This window comes from Pseudomonas sp. FA117, assembly GCF_057370475.1.
Genome location: NZ_CM170675.1, coordinates 771763 through 789161 on the forward strand (window position 1 = coordinate 771763; position 17399 = coordinate 789161).

The window sequence follows — 17399 nt, forward strand, 5'->3', positions numbered from 1 at the left end:
TTGCGGCCCCGTGCCGGGCATCAGGCAGGTTCGACGCCTTGGGCCTTGGTCGTGGTTTCGCTGATCTTCTCGTCCAGTTGGCTGCTGTTGAGGATCATCGAGCCATCGGCGTCGGTAGCCATGACCGGAACGTCGTTCTCGTCCTTGATCACCTTGCCGTTGACTTCCTTGACCTTGAACAGCGGGGTGGTGATCAGGTCGACCAGGATGGCCGCCAAGGCATAACCGTTGTTGATCGCACGCAGGATGGTATCGCTCATGCTCTCTGTTTCAGCCTTGACGTCGAGCTTGCGCGAGCGGACGTCTTCGATGCGACGGTCAGCGTACTTCAGGTGTTCGAAGTACTTGTCGAACTGCCCGTACACCGACTTCAGTACATCGTTGATGTCGAAGGCATAGTCCTCTGCCTTGCTCAATTGCTGCTGGGCTTTTTGCAGCTTGGTGATCGCGCTGTCCACTTCGCGGCTGGCCTTGTGCGCGTTTTTCAGTGCTTCCTCACCGTGGCTGTCGTAGGCCCAGCCGGCAATGGCCAGTACCGGGCCTGCCACGGCTGCGCCAAGGATTGCGGTCCCCCCGGCCATGCCCAGCCCACCTGTGGCGAGCGAGCCGCCGCCGATTGCCGCCAGCGTTGCGTTGGTTGCCGCTACCCCGGCCAGCGAAGAGATCGCCGTGCCAGTGGAGGCTGCGCCCAGTGCCATGACGCCGCCATATACGGCAAATCCGGCCGCTGCGCCGGCAATGCCCGCGCCCGCGGTGGCGCCCAGTACACCGACGGCGGTGTAGCTGTATGTCTCCACGCTCTGCAGCTTGTGCTTGGGAATGTTGATCTTCAACTTGTCCTGGCGGTCTGCGTTGAGCTTGTCCAGCAAGGCATTGGCGAGGTTCTTGAAATCGTCGAACTTCTTGCCGATCTCCAACTCTTCCCGGCCCAGAGCCTCAAGTGCCGCGTTGGTCGCTTTTTCCTGGACGTCGAACACGTCCTTTTTTTCGGCGTAGCGGCCTTTGGCAGCGTTGACGATGTCATCGGCTTCCGAGTGCTTCTGGTAGCCGTCGTAGCCTTTCTTGGCCCCGTAGGCAGCGGTGACCAGCGCAGCGGCGCCGAGGATGAGTGGAAGTGGCATGGGCAATGTCCTTTTGAGTGTTGAGGTCAGGCGGGTTGCAGTTGCGGGGATATGTCAGAGGTCTGGTACAGCGCCTGCATGGCGTTCAATCGCTCGCGCACTTCGTCCACCCAGACCTGCGGGGCGTGCAGCCGGATGTTTTCATTCAGGGCGAAGATCCACCACAGCGTTTCACGGTCTTGCGGCACGGTGGCGTGCAGTCGATGCCAGCCCTGCTCGGAAACACCGCTCAACGTCTGCTGCTGGCTCAGGGGCGTTTCGTTGAGCAAGGCCGCGATCTGCGGGCGCACATCGGCGATCAGTTCGACTTGGCCATCGTTCTCGCGATAGCTGAAAACACCGCTGGCGATGTAGGTATCGACATCGAAGCTTTCGTGTTCATGGCCGGGTTCCTCCAGCACCTGCACTTCGCTGATCCGGTGCAGGGCGAACTGGCGCAGGTCGGTGTAGCCATCGACCGAGGCCAGCAGATAGCTCACGGCATGGCGCGACACCAGGCCGGCCGGGTGCAGGCGAAAGCGCTTGAGATCACCCTTGCTGCGGCTGCGGTAGAGCACTTGCAGTTGCTTGCGCTCCAGCAGACCCGCAGACACCTGCGCCCAGGTGTGAGCGCTGACTTGTGCTGGAAGCAAGGTCTTGCCGTTGGGCAGTGAACGGACCCGCTTGGCCCAGTCGGCAAGGCCATTGCCACCCAGGCCATTGAGGAAGTTGCGGGCCCGGCGGAACTGCGGACCGAGTTGGTCCAGGACGCTCTGCGGCAGAATCGGGCTCAAATGGCTTTCCGAAAGAAACAGCGCCAGGGCGGTAGGCGCGTCCATGTCCTCGAGCTTGAGCGGCGCCTCGCGAGTGAAGCTCCAGCGAAAAGGCATTTCGCTGTCGTCACACTGCAGGGAGAACGGAATCGACAACCGACTCAAGTCACGCTGGATCGAGCGCAGGGTGACCGAAAAACCCCGATCACGGAGCTTTTCCAACAGGGTCGGAGTCGCAATACGCTGCGGTTCGGTGGGAATCAGGCGCAGCAGTGCAAACAACCTGAGCAGCGTATCCTTCGCTTGGGGCATGGTACTTACCTGGTCCTTTGTCTCGATTGAGCGTCAGCGGGCTGGCGTCAAGTTGGCGTGAATCCTACCCAAATAAATGGCTTTGTGCCATTAGTCGTTCGGCGTAGTGATTGCAGGCGTTTCGCGGTGGTTGGTTCAGCTTTCGGCAGGTCGCCGGGTGTCACGTTCGCGTTTCATTTCGCTGTATTCGCGGTAGAACTCGTAGCCTTTGGTGAGCACCACGAAAAGTCCGATGGTGGCGAGCAGGTTTTTCATCGCGGGGTCCTCTGGAGCATGTGGATCATTGTTCCGGCTGGGGCGACAACCTGTGTCGTGCTGACGAAGATTCGGCCAAGAACTGCTCCAGCCGGGTCTTGAGCACCTCTTTGGAAGTGGCCGCGCGCCGGTGAGGCGAAGGGGTGTTGCAGGTTGGGCAGTGAGTGAACCAATCGTGGTTCAGTACCAGCACGTCACTGCGCGGGAGGAAGGTTTTCTTCCAGGGGCAGTAGGTGCAGGCGAGGGTGAAGGGCGTGATTGGCATGGTTGCACCTGGTGATTGGCAAGTGCAGGCAGGATGGGGGTGGGGGGCGACAGGTTATGTCGTTGTCACGGGACAGGCCCAATCGTTCTCAGCTCTGGATCAGAGGGGGCAGTTGTATGTGAGGGTTAGAGGTAGAGACGGCAAGTGATAGGGGCAAAAAAGACGTACAGGTGCGTTTTATCCGGTTTCGGGTTTTGGTGGGGCCGGGGTAAACTGAACTGGCAATGTAAATTATTGATTTTAAAGAATTATGTCGGTTAGATTTTTTTGTTGGAATGCCATTTGGAATGCCGATAGGATTTGCTTGGTACCCTAGGGGCGTCTTGGTGGGGGCTATCGCTAGCTTTCGGCTAGGTATACGCCAGCGTCAGCCTCCATCCTCACCAGGCTCTCAATAATTTGAGCACGCTTCAGGCCGTGCGCCTTCGCTAGCGCATCAAGCTGGGCGATCACCGTTTTCGAGAGAATGACGTTGACCTGCTTCTTGTCGGCAGTACGCTCGTCAAATTGCTTACGACTCCATCGCCTTTTGATCTCTCGAAGTATGGCCTTCCTTTCGTGACGGCCTACATCTTCTTGGTCGAAGAACATCAGCAGCTCTTGGTAGTTGCTGATTGGCGTTTGCCTAGAGTGCGACGGCAGATGATTCTTTTTAAGCCACTCCCAGGCGCAGGCACAGCGCTTTTCGCTCTCTTTCTTATCGGTGAACCATTCGAATTCACTGTCCTTCGCCTTGTGTCTGAGCCAGTCCCGGTGAAGCTGTTCGACCTCCGATGCCTTTTCGACAATATCGATATCCCAAAGGTCGATCATGCCGATGAGGCGATCTCTGCCGGTGAGGTGGACTAGGCCGCGAGGTAGGCGCAAGTCAGTCATTTTCTCGATCTCGCGGATCAGCCATTGATGCTGCCGTTCATCCTCTTCGATCCACTCCAGCTTTTCGTTTGGAAGTAAGAGTCGATCTTTCTCTTGGGGGATGCGGGACTGGAAGAGCCTATGGTCCCTCAGGGCTCTGGCTATCTCGTCACGCATGGTTAGGCCGTTGCAGGTTCTGAGGTCAAGCCTCGCCTCTTTGCAATGGTAGAGGTGCAGCCACAGCCAGATGTCGTGGCGATGGTTTCGATGAGGTTCTTGGAGCAGTTCGCTCAGCCTGTCGGCATCTTTGGTGCGCGCGTGATTGTCAGTCTTCACGTCATTTCAGTTCCGATCTAAGGGCATTTTTGGTTCGGATTTTCGTCCGATTCTACATCTATTCTAGATTAATTCTAGCTAGTTTCTTTCTGAAATCTAGCCCGTCTCTATGACGATTCTAGAATAATATTTTTCGTCTAAAGCCCATTTCTACTGGGGTTCAGTAGGGTTTTTGACTTTTTTTTGAGCTTTATATAGTCGAATAGCCGCGAGGCAGGGGCTATAGCCTAAGTCGGAGTTCGGGTGCTAGAGAAAACTGTACGTATGTACGTTCACTGGCTGTAGGTGAATGAGAGGAGAGCCATCGGATGAGTTCTTCAGTGTTTTTTTACCGGCTCTGCCAATCCTCTGAACGAATACGAGGAGCCCCGTTCATGAGGATCATCCGTCTGAAAGAAGTTATCGACTCGACCGGCTTGGCGCGGTCGACCATCTACAAATACATCGGGGAGGGCATCTTCCCGAAGCCCGTCTCGCTGGGGGATCGCTGCGTCGGTTGGGTCGACAGCGAAGTGCACGACTGGATCCTGGCCAGGATCGAGGAGCGTGACTTGGCAGAAGGTACTGCGGTGCGCACCACTGGCCACCTGAGCAGGGTCAGCTAGAAACAACCATTTACGCCATGACCGGTTGGCAGCTGGTCATGGCGTTTATGCCGCTTGGGATAATTCGGAATTCTCAGCTAACTCTCCCAAGATGCAATTCGGCAAACTCCCTGGTGGGCTTGGCAATGTTGCTCCCCATTGCCGGTCTCGCCGGGCGGGTTGGTGATGGGCTGGGCTGCTTCTAGTGATATAGCTATTAACTATCAATACCCAATGATTCAATAGCCATTGACGCTTATCCAGTACGACACCTACTGCACAGGTAGGGATAGGTAATCGGTTAAAAAACACACAACACGTACCTGGTATGTATAACAACCAGCCAGGTACCCATCCATGACTAATCGCAAGATTTACACCCACCTTTCCCAGTCCGAAATTGCTCTTCAGATTGAGCGACTTGTCCAGGCCATCGAAGATTCCGATTCACCGGCATTTCGCATCAAGCAAGCCCGCACAGGGTACGAACGCGTCCAAGAGACCAGGCTCTCTCGGTACTTCGATCATATCCAGCAGATGGTCGACCTATTCGAAGGCCGTATCGAATATAGCTACAGTGAGCACCTGCAAGCGTTCAGGGCTGCATGTCAGGACGTCGGGCTGGAGCGCCACCCTGATGGCCCTGTCTGTCTGAATGAGGAGGGTACGGCCTACCTGGATCATCATCACAGCATGAGTGTCTTGGTCGCCCGGATCCGTCAGTTGACTCGTGAGCGGTGGTATCTCCGTAGGAAGCATGACCTCCGCCATCAGACCAAGGAGCAGGAGATCCAGGTCTGCAACTACGCCGATGCCTTATGTGAGATCTATTCGCGCATCACTATCGTCAGGGTCGACTTCCACTACCGTTCAGAGGCGCAGGCCAGGCTACGAGTCGAGCGCGTGTTCGATGACCTGAATGAACTGAACTACGAGCACAGGCGTAACCCACTCTTCGAGCACCTTATCGGCCACATTTATTCGGTGGAGCAGGGAGACAGGAATGATGGCGGGGGCTACCACATCCATGCTGCCTATTTCTTCAATGGCAACGAGGTGCAGGGTGATGTCTACAAGGCCATCCAGCTATGCGAGCTATGGGAAGACATCACGCATGGCCAGGGCTACGTGCACAGCTGCAACCACGACAAGGATCGGTACGGTGACAAGTGTGGTATCGGTCGCATCCTGAGGAGTGATCGAGCAATTCGGCGCCATGTGCATAATGCGGTGAAGTATCTGGTCAAAGACGCTCAGCATCTGCGCTTGAAGCCTGAGGGAGCGCGATGTCTGCGACTGGGCCAACTGAAGCCTCCCCGCCATTGGGGAAGGACGCTAGTCGTACAGGGTGCGAACTGAGTCGGAATCCTGGGGGGTCGATACCGCTATTCATCTCTCCTTCGTCCATCCATTGGCCCCCAAGCGGAGCGGGCAGCGCTCCGAACATCTCAAATTGTCGAGATAAAGCAAGTACTGTAAAGTGCAGTACATTTACAGTGGTTTCTGGAGAGGCTATGGCCACCGTCAAGACCGCCACGCTCACATTTCGTATCGAGCCCGGACTAAAAGAAGCGCTTCGCATTGCGGCGGATCTGGAGCACCGATCCATTGCGAATATGGTTGAGGTTCTCATTCGGGACCACTGCGAGCGCCAAGGCATTGCGATTGTGCACTCTGAAGAAGCCGAAGACAGCAATGGAGCGCATTCATGATTAAAACGGTCAAGCAAGCCTGCCGATTCAACCCCATTATCCGCGACTATCGGATGAGTCAGGGCATTGAGAATCTCTCTGACCTCATCAATGACGAAGGTGACGGGCGCGAGTTCTTCTCGCGTAATTTCGTTACCCACGGCATGGATCAGCTATTTCGTGAGGGGCTGTTGCGCCTTTCCGGTAAGTCCGATCAAGCAGTCTTCGAGCTGACCCAGGCGATGGGCGGTGGTAAGACGCACATGATGATCGCGCTGGGCTTACTCGCCAGGCATCCTCACCTGCGTAAAGATGTTCTGCCTACCGAACTTGCTTCACGCGTTGAATTCGGTCATGCGCGCATCGCTGCATTCAATGGTCGCAACAACCCCGATAACTACATTTGGGGTGACATTGCTACTCAGCTTGGAGCTGCTGAAGCTATCAAGCCATTTTGGGCGAACGGGCCGAAGGCTGTCGATCAGCGCCAGTGGAAGGAAATCATTGGTGACCAGCCGACTCTGATTCTTCTGGATGAGTTGCCGCCGTATCTAGACAACGCCAGTACCCAGGTATTCGGTCAAGGGACGCTGGCCAACATGGCGGTCTACAGCCTCTCCAGCTTGATGAGCGCCGCGCTGGAGCTGCCCAACTGCGCCATCGTGGTTGCCAACCTCTCGGGCAGCTACAAGGCTCAGACAAAGGCGCTGGCCGATGCTATATCCAACCTTCAGCAGGAAACCCGCCGTCAGGCAATGACCATCACGCCTGTGCAATTGGCAGGCAACGAAATCTACGAAATCCTCAAAAAGCGTCTAATTGACGAGCTGCCGGACGAACGCGTCGTCTCTGACATCGCCGAGGAGTACGCGCAACAGATCAAAAGGGCTGAGGATGGCGGCTACATCGTCGCCAGCAGCATCGAGCAGATCGCCGAGCAGGTTCGGGAAACCTATCCCTTCCACCCTTCCTTCAAGCACCTCGTCGCGCTGTTCAAGGAAAACGAAGGCTTCCGCCAAACCCGTGGCCTGATGCAATTTACCGCACGTCTGCTCAAGAGTGTGGACGAGCGTGAAGCTGACGATGTCTTCCTAGTCGGCACACAGCACCTCAATCTCAACGACGAGCAGGTCAAGGACGAGATCGAGCGCATCGCGCCGAAGTTGATGCCGGCGGTGACGCGCGACATCGCCGATTCGGGCAATGCCATCTCCGAGCATGTCGATGACGAACTGGCTGGTGATGCCGCACAGCAATTGATGACCTTACTGCTTTCATCCAGCCTCTCGCGTGCTGTCGGTGGACGTATCGGTCTGACCGAGAGTGAGCTGATCGAGTTTCTCGCAGCGCCTCAGCGTAAGCCCGACGAGTTCCTGCAGGCTTTGCAGCGCTTGCGCGACTCAGCGTGGTACTTGCATCGCGAGGAGCAGCGTTTCTTCATCAAGGAAACCGAGAACCTCTCGCGGCAGATTGAGCGCAATGCCAAGGACATTCCGCAGCCTAAGGTCGACCAGGCGCTCATCAACCGCCTCTCAGGCATCCTTGCGCCGGTCAGTAAGACTGCCTATCAGGATGTGCAGGTGCTGCCCAAGCTAGATGAGCTCAAACTCGGCGGTCCGCGCACGCTGATTGTCATTAAGCCTGATGGCAAGGTGCCGCCTAATGAGCTGCAGAATTTCTTCGACTACCAGCAAGAAAAGAATAACTTACTGGTATTGAGTGGGCAGGACAGTCTGCTGGCCGACGCGGTGGAAGAGCGCCTGCGCGAGCTTTACGCAATCGAACAAATCCACAAGCGCCTCAAGTCGGGCGATACCTTGTTCGAGGAAGCCCGTGACCGATTCGAAGAGTCAGAAGATCGTTTCGGTAAGGCGCTGTCAGCTGCTTACAACTGCCTCTACATCCCAGTGAACGATGCCGTGGATGGCACTGACAAGTTGGGCAAGGTGAGCATTGATCAAGGTCTCAAACTCGGCCAGGGAGATCAATCCGCTGAAACACAGATCGAGAAGTTGCTGGCTAATCCACGAGCCGATTACAAGCTCGTGGCCGCACTGGGTAAGGATAACTTCGACGAATACTTCGCGCAGGCTGAGGAATATTTGTGGCCGTCCGGCAAGGATAATCGTCGCACGCCTTGGAAGGATGTCGTCACTCGCGCCAAGTGCTCGCCCATCTGGCCGTGGATGCCGGGTGCCAGTGGTATGGATGCGCTCAAAACTGAAGCGCTGAAGCAAGGCCGGTGGCGTTTGGGGGAAGACGGTTACATCGAGAAAGGGCCATTTCCCAAGGATAAGGCCACCGTCAACGTCTCTGTCATAAACTCTAAGTCGGATACCGGTGAAACGGTGCTCAGCCTCACGCCGCGTCACGCGGGTGATAGCCCCATCGTTTACTGGTCGAGCAAGCCCGACGTGTCTGAAAAGGACAACAAGGTCGAGGACCTGGATAACTTCGCTACCGGTGAGGGCACAGTCTACTTCATGGTGAAGGAGCCCACCGGGCGTTATGAGAGCGGCCCGGCCACTCGCTGGCTTGCTGATCTCAAAATTCGACATCAGGTCGAACCCGCCGCCGACAAGCGCCGTGTCACCTTAGCTGCAACACCGCATGCTGAAATTTTCTATACCCTGGACGGCTCAAATCCAAAGGACGGCGCCCGCTACGACGAGCCGTTCGAGATCGGCTCCGCAAGCTGCCGCCTATTGGTGTTTGCTCGTGCGGGCGAAGCCAACAAAACTGCTGACTTTCAGATTCCGGCCAGCGGCGATAAGACCATACAGATCCTCGACAGTAAGCCTGCGCGCCTGCAAAGCAAGCGCGTTGCGCTCGACACCACTGACCGCGTCTTTAGCGTAATTAACCGCTTCCGCGATCAGCCAGGTACGCGCTTCAAGGGCGTTCGGGTTGAAATTGGCGAAGGCGAAAACACCGTGACCGTTCGCTTTCAGGAGCGCGAAGTTACCGCTGCCATTATCGAGGGTGTGGTGAACAGCCTACGCGATGTGCTTAAGGAACCCGACGCTCCGCTCAACATCTCCATTGCCGATGGCATTACCTTCGATACCGGTTTCGAGCTGAAAGAGTTCGCCAAGCTCGCTGGGGTCGAGCTGAAGCCGGGTGACATTAGCCAGGAAGAGTGAGAATGGCCAGAGCAACAGCCAGCACCCCTTCGCCGAAAGCGCGTGCGCAAATACCGCACACGCTTGGCTTTGGTGTGCCTGCTACGTCCGATCCGCATCACTTCATGGTGATCATCCCCAAGGCCAGCTCGGGCAAGGTGCAAATCAGTGAGCACCTCGGTCTACAGGCGGCAAGTAGCGACAACGCGGTGATCGATCGCGTTTTGTTGGATCGCCCGCGCTGGACCGCTATCCGCGCAGAGGTGCAACGCGCTTTCAACGCCCGCTTAGCTGTGCACGGCATCAAAGCTGGCGCTTGGAAAGTGGGTGAAAACCTAGTGGATCGCTTGCTTGGCAAGGAGCTGTGTGTGCTGGCTTGGGCCGTTGAGCAGATGGAGATGGAGAAAATTCCGGTTGCCGTGCGCAACTGGCTAGCGCTCCGCCCCGAAGAGCGGTGGTGGTTGTTCGGCATGACCGCTATGAGCACTGGTGGGGTGATGGACACGGACAAGGGTTGGCGCGCGGCACTTAAACATGCCCTGGGCGATGTGGCGCAGAGTGAGTTGCTTGCGCCCAGTGCACGACGAGCCAAGGCAGCTACGGAAGTCGTCCAGCCCTCGTTGGGGCTGTTCGGAGACGAAGTGCCATGAGTGTCGCCCCCGTACCGCCACATCCTAAAATCTATCACATTGCCCATGTAGATCGTCTGCCATCTATCGTGGCAGACGGGTTTCTATGGTGCGATTCGGAAATTGTGCGCCGCGCACCAGCGGGCACGACCATCGGTATGAGCGGTATCAAGCAGCGACGTTTGAACGAATTGAGTCTTAGCAGTCACCATGACCTCCATGTCGGCGATTGTGTGCCGTTCTATTTTTGCCCACGCTCCGTGATGCTCTACCTGGTCTATCAGGGCAACCATCCAGAGATGGTCTATCGGGGTGGACAAGGGCCGATCCTGCATTTTGAGGCCGATCTAAATGCGGTAGCTGCGTGGGCCAACCTACAGCCTTTGCGTTGGGCATTCACACTGTCTAACGCTGGGTCGTACTTTTTTGAAGACCGTAACGATCTCGCGTGCCTGGACGAGATCAACTGGACTGCGGTTCAGGCTCGCGACTGGCGGGCACACAAGGAAGGCAAGCAAGCCGAATTTTTGCTGGAACACCACTTTCCATGGCATTTGATCGAACGTATCGGCGTTCGAGATCGCACTACCTACCAACAAGTGGTCAACGCCCTTCCGGCGCATGGACATCGGCCCACGGTCGAAGTCCGCCCGGATTGGTATTACTAAAAGAGGAGAACAGCCATGATCGAGTACACCTCGGGCGACATCCTCCAATGCGAGGCTGATGCACTGGTCAACACCGTCAACTGCGTCGGTGTGATGGGGCGCGGCATAGCCTTGCAGTTCAAAAATGTCTATCCAGCTAACTTCAAAGCCTATGAAGTGGCCTGCAAGCGGAAAGTCGTGCAGCCGGGGCGGATGTTCGTTCATGAGACGGGACAGCTCACCCTGCCGCGCTTCATCGTTAACTTCCCGACCAAGCGGCATTGGCGCGGCAAGAGCCGCATCGAGGACATCGAGGCGGGGCTGGTCGATCTGGTCAAGGTCATCCGTGCTAATAGCATCCGCTCCATCGCCATCCCGCCACTAGGTGCAGGCTTGGGTGGGCTTGACTGGAACGATGTGCGTCCGCGCATCGAGCACGCCATGGCAGAGCTCGCCGATGTGCGCGTGATGGTATTCGAGCCCAAAGGTGCCCCGGCTCACGACAAGATGGCACATGTGCGCGAGGTGCCCCAGATGACGGCGGGGCGTGCTGCTCTGGTGGAGCTGATGCAACGCTATCTCGGTGGGCTGCTCGATCCATTTGTTAGTCTGCTGGAGGTCCACAAGCTGATGTACTTCATGCAGGAGGCAGGTGAGCCGCTGCGACTGCAGTACGTCAAGCATCACTACGGTCCTTACGCCGAGAATCTTCGGCATGTGCTGAAAGCGGTGGAGGGCCATTTGATCGCGGGTTACGCCGATGGCGGTGATGCGCCGGACAAACCACTCACGCTGGTGCCTGGCGCAGTGGAAGACGCCAAGGGTTACCTGGATCGGCACGACCTCAGCCGCGCTCGCTTCGAGCGTGTGACCAAGCTGGTGGAGGGCTTTGAATCGCCTTACGGTCTGGAGCTTTTGGCCACCGTACATTGGGTGATGAGTCGCGAAGGTGCCACCCAACATGACAGCGTGGAGCGCCAGGTCTATGGCTGGAACTCCCGTAAGCGGCAATTTACGCCGCGCCAACTTGCCATTGCCGAAGAGCGGCTTCGCTCACAGGGCTGGCTGTCGCCCGAAGTCGCGGCAGCGCATTGAGGAACTAACAACGCATGGAAAAAACGACAATACTCACGCCATTGGCGCTCAAAGATGTGCCCGCTCTAATCGAGACGGTTTTTCCGGCGCAGAAGGTGTCGTTCGAAGCACAGAAGGAACGCAAGGCAAATCTCGGCCAGACACTGACCGGGCTTGGCTCCTACTGGAAGGGTCGCAAGCCGCTAATTTTGGTGCGCGCTGTCGTGCTGGGTACCCTGCTGCCACCCACCGACGATGCTGAGGCCGATCTCGTAATCTTTGAAAAGCTCATGGCTTTCGATGATGAAGGTTTAGCTCGTCGTGCGCTGGCGGCCAATGCGTTCTCGGCTACCAGGCTGCAGGAGATTCTCCTGATCTCCGACCCAGAATATTACTTCGGCGGGCGTGGCTGGCGACGCGATATCACCGATGAGGACAAACTGGTGCTGTATCGACAGGCACTGGCCACAATGTCAGGTTACGAAGAAAAAGCTGGCATCAGCAAACGTCCGGAAGAGGTAGATCAGGACTGGCTTTACGCCCCGGTGTGGGCCGAGGTTAACCGCCACTACGCTCACTTGGGTGTGAGCGTGCAGTCGTTTCCAGAACTGGTTGAGCAGTTGGGCATCCTGCGGTACGGCCATCGTGCACGTGTGGGCGACACTTTTAGTGGTGGTGGTTCCATCCCTTTTGAGGCCGCGCGAATTGGCTGCGATGTCTATGCCTCAGATCTCAACCCCATCGCTTGCATGCTGACCTGGGGCGCATTGAACATCATCGGTTCAAGCCCGGCACGGCGCTCAGAAATCGAGAGCTCGCAGGAGCTTGTTGCCAAAGCCGTAGATGCGGAGATTACCGAGCTTGGAGTCGAGCATGACAGGCAAGGTAATCGTGCCAAATCGTACCTGTATTGTTTGGAGGCCCGCTGTCCGGAAACGGGCTGGATGATTCCGCTGTCACCCTCTTGGGTGATCTCGAAGGGCCGGAACATCATCGCCCGCTTGAAGCCGGATCACCACAACAAATGTTTCGACATCGAAATCATCACTGGTGTTTCCGACGCGGAGGCTGCCGCTGCTGACAAGGGCACCGTACAGGAAGGCGACATGGTCTACACGCTGGACGGAAAGACCTATCGCACACCCATCAAGACACTGCGTGGTGACTTCCGAAACGTCGATGGCAGCACGGGCAATCGTCTGCGCCGCTGGGATAAATCCGATTTCAAGCCGCAGCCTGGCGATATCTTTCAGGAGCGACTCTACGCAATTCATTGGATCACCAAAGAAACGCTGACGAAAACACGGCAAGAATCTTGGTTTGCAGCACCGACTGATGCCGATTGGGAGCGCGAACATCGCGTAGATACGCTCGTTGCCGAGAGCTTGAACCGCTGGCAGAACGAAGGTTTGGTGCCGGATATGGCCATTGAGCCGGGCGACAAGACCGATGAACTGATTCGCACGCGTGGATGGACGCATTGGCACCATTTGTTCAATGCCCGACAGTTGCTTTTAATCTCGCGCTTCTTCCAACACAGGACGCCGGAAGATTACGTCTTCAACGCCAAGTCGCTGGACTGGAATTCCCGGATCGCCAACTGGATGAACCATTGGGAGAAGACAAATAACGTCTTCTATAACCAAGCGTTAAATACGTTTTACAACTACGGCATCCGTTGCTTTTTCAGTCACGAAGCGGGCCGGTCGTTCGGTTTTGCCAATAGCCCGCTTCCGGAAGCTCACAGGTCTATCAAGTGCCAGGATGCGATTAAGCTGGCCGACGATGCTGATATCTGGATCACCGATCCACCTTATGCCGATGCGGTTAACTACCACGAGATCACCGAATTCTTTATCGCCTGGCTGCGTAAGAATCCGCCCAAGCCTTTTGATGACTGGGTGTGGGACTCGCGCCGAGCGCTTGCGATCAAGGGATCTGACGACGAGTTCCGACGAGGTATGGTTGCTGCCTACAAGGCGATGGCCGAACATATGCCGGAGAACGGCATGCAGTGCGTCATGTTCACACATCAGGACACCGCCGTCTGGGGCGATTTGATCGGCATCTTTTGGGCAGCTGGCCTGCAAGTGGTCGCCGCTTGGTACATCGCAACGGAAACCAATGCGGCCATCAAGAAAGGTAGTTTTGTCCAGGGCACTGTCATTTTGATGTTGAAGAAGCGTACGGCAGGCGAGCGCACTGGCTTCAAGCAGCGGCTGCTGCCCGCTGTGCGGCAGGAAGTTGCGCGTCAGATAGAAATCATGATGCATCTGAACGACGTCGTGGAAGAGCACCACGGTGAGCCTGTATGGGGTGATTCTGATCTACAAATGGCTGGTTACGCGGCCGCTCTCAAAGTGCTGACTGCCTACACCCGCATTGGTGATGAGGATGTAACCACCTTCGCCCTACGCCCGCGTACACGTGGTGAAGTGACCGTCGTGGACGAAATCGTCCAACAGGCGGCGGAAACTGCTTCCAGCCTGCTGGTGCCCGAGGGGCTGAGCGCCGACGTCTGGGGACGGCTGACCGGTATCGAGCGCTTTGTACTGCGTATGATGGATATGGAAACCACAGGTGCAACAAAGCTGGACAACTATCAGAACTTCGCCAAGGGCTTTCGTGTAACGGACTACAGCCGCGTGATGGGTGAAATGCGGCCCAATAATGCCCGCTTGAAGCGCGTGGCCGAATATAGTTCGCGCGATCTGACGGATGCTACCGAGATCGGTGTAACACGGTTGGGACAGCTCATTATCGCTTTGCAACAATTGCTCAAAGATACTGAAGTGCAGGTCATCGTTGAGCAACTACGCGCCGAGATGGCGGACTTCCTAGAAGTCCGATTGCTGTTGGTGGAAATGCTGGCTTTCATTGAGCGCAAAGCTCTCGAACCCGAGGTTCGCTCTGCGGCCGAGGTGCTGGCCGCGCGCCTGAAGAACCTGCGCTTCGGCGAGTGAGGACTTGAGAGATGAGCATCCGGCGTTTTTCTTCACGTACCCATCGGCTGGATGCCAGCTTCCTGATGCAGCATCTGGTTGGTGCCAGGAGCTACAAGCGTATTGCTGGCTACTTCACTAGTTCTCTATTCGAGGTGGCAGGTGAGGCGCTGGAACACATTCCCGAGGTGAAGATCGTCTGTAATGTTGATATCCACCCGGACGACCTGAAAGTGGCGCAACTGCGTGAGAGTAAGATGCTGGGTCGCTGGAACGAGCGTGCCCTGGAGGCCGAGGTACTGCTGAACCGCGAACGCTATCGTCGGCTAGATGCCTTCCTGGGCAAGCATGGGCAGGCGGTGCGCATCGCACCAGACGACATCTGCGGTTTCGTGCACGGCAAGGCCGGCGTGATTACCTTGGCGGATGGTCGTCGCTTGGGTTTCATTGGCTCGATGAATGAGACGCGCAGCGGCTGGCAGCGCCACTACGAAATCCTGTGGGAAGACGAATCCCCGGAGGGCGTGGCGTGGATCGAGGAAGAGTTCGACTTTCTCTGGAACGCCGCGAAACCGCTTCCACAGGCAGTCATTCGTGAGGTGCACCGGCGTGGATATCGGCGAGAAATTGAGTTCATCGAAATCGATGATGACGAGAATCTTGCACCTGCGGCATTGATCGAATCACCGCTGTACCGCGAAGGCCAGCAGTTACAGCCATGGCAGCAGGGATTCCTGACAGAGTGCCTGCGTCACCAGCGTTTGTACGGCACTGTGCGTCTGCTACTGGCGGACGAAGTAGGACTGGGCAAGACGCTGTCGCTGGCCACCGCCGCTCTGACGCTGTGCCTGTTATCCGACAAGGACAATGGACCGCGTCGTCCGGTAGTGATTTTTGCCCCTGCCACGCTGACCGAGCAATGGCAGACCGAGATGCTGGATAAGTTGGGCATCCCGACCGCCCGTTGGGATACCGTGGGCAAGGTCTGGCTAGATGTTGACGAGCGCGTGCTGTCGCCAGGTGGGCGTGAGCAGATTGCCCATTGCCCGATGCGCATCGGCATTGTTTCCACTGGCCTGATGATGCGCGATTCGCTGGAGAAACAGCATTTGCTTGGTATGCGTTTCGGCGTAGTGATTCTGGACGAAGCGCACAAGGCAAGAACCCGCCAGGGCTTCGGCAAAGAAGCTGGAACACCGAACGAATTGCTGGCCTTCATGCGTGATATTGCCGCTCGTGCCGATCACGTGCTTCTGGGCACAGCCACGCCGATCCAGACAAACCCTGCCGATCTTTGGGACTTGCTGGGTATCTTACATCAAGGCCCAGGCCGCTTTGTACTCGGCCACGACCTTGCTCCGTGGCACCGGCCGGGTGAGGTGCTCGAAATCCTTTCTGGGCGCGTAGAGGTGGAGAAGTTGTCTGATGCGTGGGAGTTGCTGCGGTCGCCGTTGCCGCGCACGGAGTCGACCAGTGAGCCTCGCGCCCGGCGCTTGTTTTCTGCAATTCGGCAAGACTTGGGTTTGCAAAATGGCGACTGGCAGACCAACCGTTCGCTGGCTGAGCTGACAGAGGAAACGCGGGAAATTCTGGAGGAGGAGCTTGATCGCCGTATTGCCGGGGCTACGTTGTTCCAACGTGAGAACCCGCTGGTACGCCACGTGGTTTTGCGCAAGCGCCTGCAGCTTGAAGAAACTAAGGACAAGGACGGCAAGCCTTTGTTGACCCCGGTTGGGGTAGATGTCCATCCCGAGCGTGAGTACGCGTCCGAGCAGCGGGCATTTGATATGTTGTTTGAAGGCAAGGCTCTTCGAACCTCCGAGAACTTCCGGCAGGCATACAGCGAGGCGCGAGCGTTTGGCAAAGCACTGGCCAGGCGCGGTAAGGGCAGCGGCTTCATGAAGAACCTAATGGAACAGCGCATTTGCTCCAGCATTCACGCGGGCCTCTCAACGGCGCGGCGCTTGCTGGAAGGTGATGCCGTTCATGAGGAAGATGAGGAGCGGGAAGGTGACGTCAACGTTGAGACGAGTGAGGAGCGCGAGGTATTGCAGCGCCTAATTGCCCGGCTGGAGCGGCTGGACGCAGATCCAAAGATGGAGGCTGTTGTTCACTTCCTCGACAAGGAGAAATGGCTGGATCTGGGCGTCATTATCTTTAGCCAGTATTACGACACGGCGAAATGGTTGGCTGATTCGCTTGCTGCCCGTTACCCTGAGGAAGCGGTTGGCCTGTACGCAGGTGCAGGTCGCAGTCGACTTTATCAAAGTGGCGAGAGTGTGAGCGTCGAGCGTGAAACTCTCAAACGCATGGTCGCTGAGCACCAGATCCGCGTGATGGTGGCCACCGATGCCGCCTGTGAAGGTCTGAACCTGCAAACACTGGGTACTCTGATTAACATTGACTTGCCGTGGAACCCAACGCGGTTGGAGCAACGCATCGGCCGTATCAAACGCTTTGGTCAACGGCGTGAGACTGTGGACATGTTGAACCTTGTGTTTGAGCAGACGGTGGACGAGACGATCTACGAACGCCTGTCCGAGCGCATGAAAAATCGTTATGACCTTTTCGGTTCTCTACCGGACACAATCAAGGATGAGTGGATCGAAGACATCGAAACGTTGGGCGAACGCCTGGATGAATACATCAATTCCCAAAAGACCGCGACTGGTTTCGACTTACGCTACACCGGCACCATGATACCGCCGGAGAAAGATTGGCGCGAATTCACTGAGGTGCTTTCGCGTCGCGATCTGACCACTCTAATGAGTGCCGCTTGGGGATGATGTCGTCAAAGGAAATTAGCGGCTGCAC

13 protein-coding genes are annotated in these 17399 nt (G+C 56.8%); 9 read left to right on the top strand and 4 right to left on the bottom strand.

Annotation, left to right across the window (positions count from 1 at the left end; all coding sequences use genetic code 11):
• Nucleotides 1-20 precede the first annotated feature (20 nt).
• From AC1TXO_RS03665 to AC1TXO_RS03680, 4 genes are all read right to left on the bottom strand, one after another.
• Nucleotides 21-1121: a hypothetical protein gene (locus AC1TXO_RS03665; protein WP_486405088.1), complete on the bottom strand. Its 1101-nt coding sequence runs from the start codon at nt 1119-1121 to the stop codon at nt 21-23.
• Between the two features lie 26 nt (nt 1122-1147).
• On the bottom strand, nt 1148-2185 hold the full coding sequence (locus tag AC1TXO_RS03670) for a helix-turn-helix transcriptional regulator (protein ID WP_486405089.1): 1038 nt from the start codon (nt 2183-2185) through the stop codon (nt 1148-1150).
• A 280-nt stretch (nt 2186-2465) separates the two neighbouring features.
• A complete protein-coding gene (locus AC1TXO_RS03675; RefSeq protein WP_486405090.1) occupies nt 2466-2705 on the bottom strand; it encodes a hypothetical protein in 240 nt (79 codons plus the stop codon).
• A 339-nt stretch (nt 2706-3044) separates the two neighbouring features.
• Nucleotides 3045-3896 carry a hypothetical protein gene (locus AC1TXO_RS03680; protein ID WP_486405091.1) on the bottom strand — a complete coding sequence of 284 codons (852 nt, stop codon included), beginning with the start codon at nt 3894-3896 and terminating at the stop codon, nt 3045-3047.
• Nucleotides 3897-4270: 374 nt separating this feature from the next.
• On the opposite strand from AC1TXO_RS03680, the gene AC1TXO_RS03685 reads away from it, so the two are divergent.
• From AC1TXO_RS03685 to AC1TXO_RS03725, 9 genes are all read left to right on the top strand, one after another.
• Nucleotides 4271-4501 carry a helix-turn-helix transcriptional regulator gene (locus tag AC1TXO_RS03685; RefSeq protein ID WP_058152385.1) on the top strand — a complete coding sequence of 77 codons (231 nt, stop codon included), beginning with the start codon at nt 4271-4273 and terminating at the stop codon, nt 4499-4501.
• Nucleotides 4502-4837: 336 nt separating this feature from the next.
• Nucleotides 4838-5839: a YagK/YfjJ domain-containing protein gene (locus AC1TXO_RS03690; RefSeq protein WP_486405092.1), complete on the top strand. Its 1002-nt coding sequence runs from the start codon at nt 4838-4840 to the stop codon at nt 5837-5839.
• Nucleotides 5840-5994: 155 nt separating this feature from the next.
• Entirely contained in the window at nt 5995-6192 is a 198-nt protein-coding gene (locus tag AC1TXO_RS03695) for a type II toxin-antitoxin system antitoxin (RefSeq protein ID WP_058152387.1), read from the top strand.
• Entirely contained in the window at nt 6189-9314 is a 3126-nt protein-coding gene (locus tag AC1TXO_RS03700) for an anti-phage-associated DUF499 domain-containing protein (protein WP_085633597.1), read from the top strand. The genes AC1TXO_RS03695 and AC1TXO_RS03700 overlap by 4 nt, the downstream gene beginning before the upstream one ends.
• 2 nt (nt 9315-9316) lie before the next feature.
• Complete coding sequence (locus AC1TXO_RS03705) at nt 9317-9943, top strand: anti-phage-associated DUF3780 domain-containing protein (RefSeq protein ID WP_058152389.1); 627 nt, start codon at nt 9317-9319, stop codon at nt 9941-9943.
• Entirely contained in the window at nt 9940-10590 is a 651-nt protein-coding gene (darT, locus tag AC1TXO_RS03710) for a type II toxin-antitoxin system toxin DNA ADP-ribosyl transferase DarT (RefSeq protein WP_058152390.1), read from the top strand. The genes AC1TXO_RS03705 and darT overlap by 4 nt, the downstream gene beginning before the upstream one ends.
• 15 nt (nt 10591-10605) lie before the next feature.
• Nucleotides 10606-11664, top strand: coding sequence for a type II toxin-antitoxin system antitoxin DNA ADP-ribosyl glycohydrolase DarG (gene darG, locus AC1TXO_RS03715; RefSeq protein WP_058152391.1), 1059 nt, complete (start codon nt 10606-10608; stop codon nt 11662-11664).
• A 14-nt stretch (nt 11665-11678) separates the two neighbouring features.
• Nucleotides 11679-14606, top strand: a complete 2928-nt coding sequence (locus AC1TXO_RS03720; protein ID WP_486405093.1) for an anti-phage-associated DUF1156 domain-containing protein — start codon at nt 11679-11681, stop codon at nt 14604-14606.
• Nucleotides 14607-14617: 11 nt separating this feature from the next.
• Nucleotides 14618-17371 carry a phospholipase D-like domain-containing anti-phage protein gene (locus tag AC1TXO_RS03725; protein WP_058152393.1) on the top strand — a complete coding sequence of 918 codons (2754 nt, stop codon included), beginning with the start codon at nt 14618-14620 and terminating at the stop codon, nt 17369-17371.
• Nucleotides 17372-17399: the final 28 nt, after the last annotated feature.

Coding starts and splice junctions, on each gene's coding strand:
- AC1TXO_RS03665 (WP_486405088.1), bottom strand. CDS start 1,121: ATGCCACTTCCACTCATCCTCGGCGCCGCTGCGCTGGTCACCGCTGCC.
- AC1TXO_RS03670 (WP_486405089.1), bottom strand. CDS start 2,185: ATGCCCCAAGCGAAGGATACGCTGCTCAGGTTGTTTGCACTGCTGCGC.
- AC1TXO_RS03675 (WP_486405090.1), bottom strand. CDS start 2,705: ATGCCAATCACGCCCTTCACCCTCGCCTGCACCTACTGCCCCTGGAAG.
- AC1TXO_RS03685 (WP_058152385.1), top strand. CDS start 4,271: ATGAGGATCATCCGTCTGAAAGAAGTTATCGACTCGACCGGCTTGGCG.
- AC1TXO_RS03690 (WP_486405092.1), top strand. CDS start 4,838: ATGACTAATCGCAAGATTTACACCCACCTTTCCCAGTCCGAAATTGCT.
- AC1TXO_RS03695 (WP_058152387.1), top strand. CDS start 5,995: ATGGCCACCGTCAAGACCGCCACGCTCACATTTCGTATCGAGCCCGGA.
- AC1TXO_RS03700 (WP_085633597.1), top strand. CDS start 6,189: ATGATTAAAACGGTCAAGCAAGCCTGCCGATTCAACCCCATTATCCGC.
- AC1TXO_RS03705 (WP_058152389.1), top strand. CDS start 9,317: ATGGCCAGAGCAACAGCCAGCACCCCTTCGCCGAAAGCGCGTGCGCAA.
- darT (WP_058152390.1), top strand. CDS start 9,940: ATGAGTGTCGCCCCCGTACCGCCACATCCTAAAATCTATCACATTGCC.
- darG (WP_058152391.1), top strand. CDS start 10,606: ATGATCGAGTACACCTCGGGCGACATCCTCCAATGCGAGGCTGATGCA.
- AC1TXO_RS03720 (WP_486405093.1), top strand. CDS start 11,679: ATGGAAAAAACGACAATACTCACGCCATTGGCGCTCAAAGATGTGCCC.
- AC1TXO_RS03725 (WP_058152393.1), top strand. CDS start 14,618: ATGAGCATCCGGCGTTTTTCTTCACGTACCCATCGGCTGGATGCCAGC.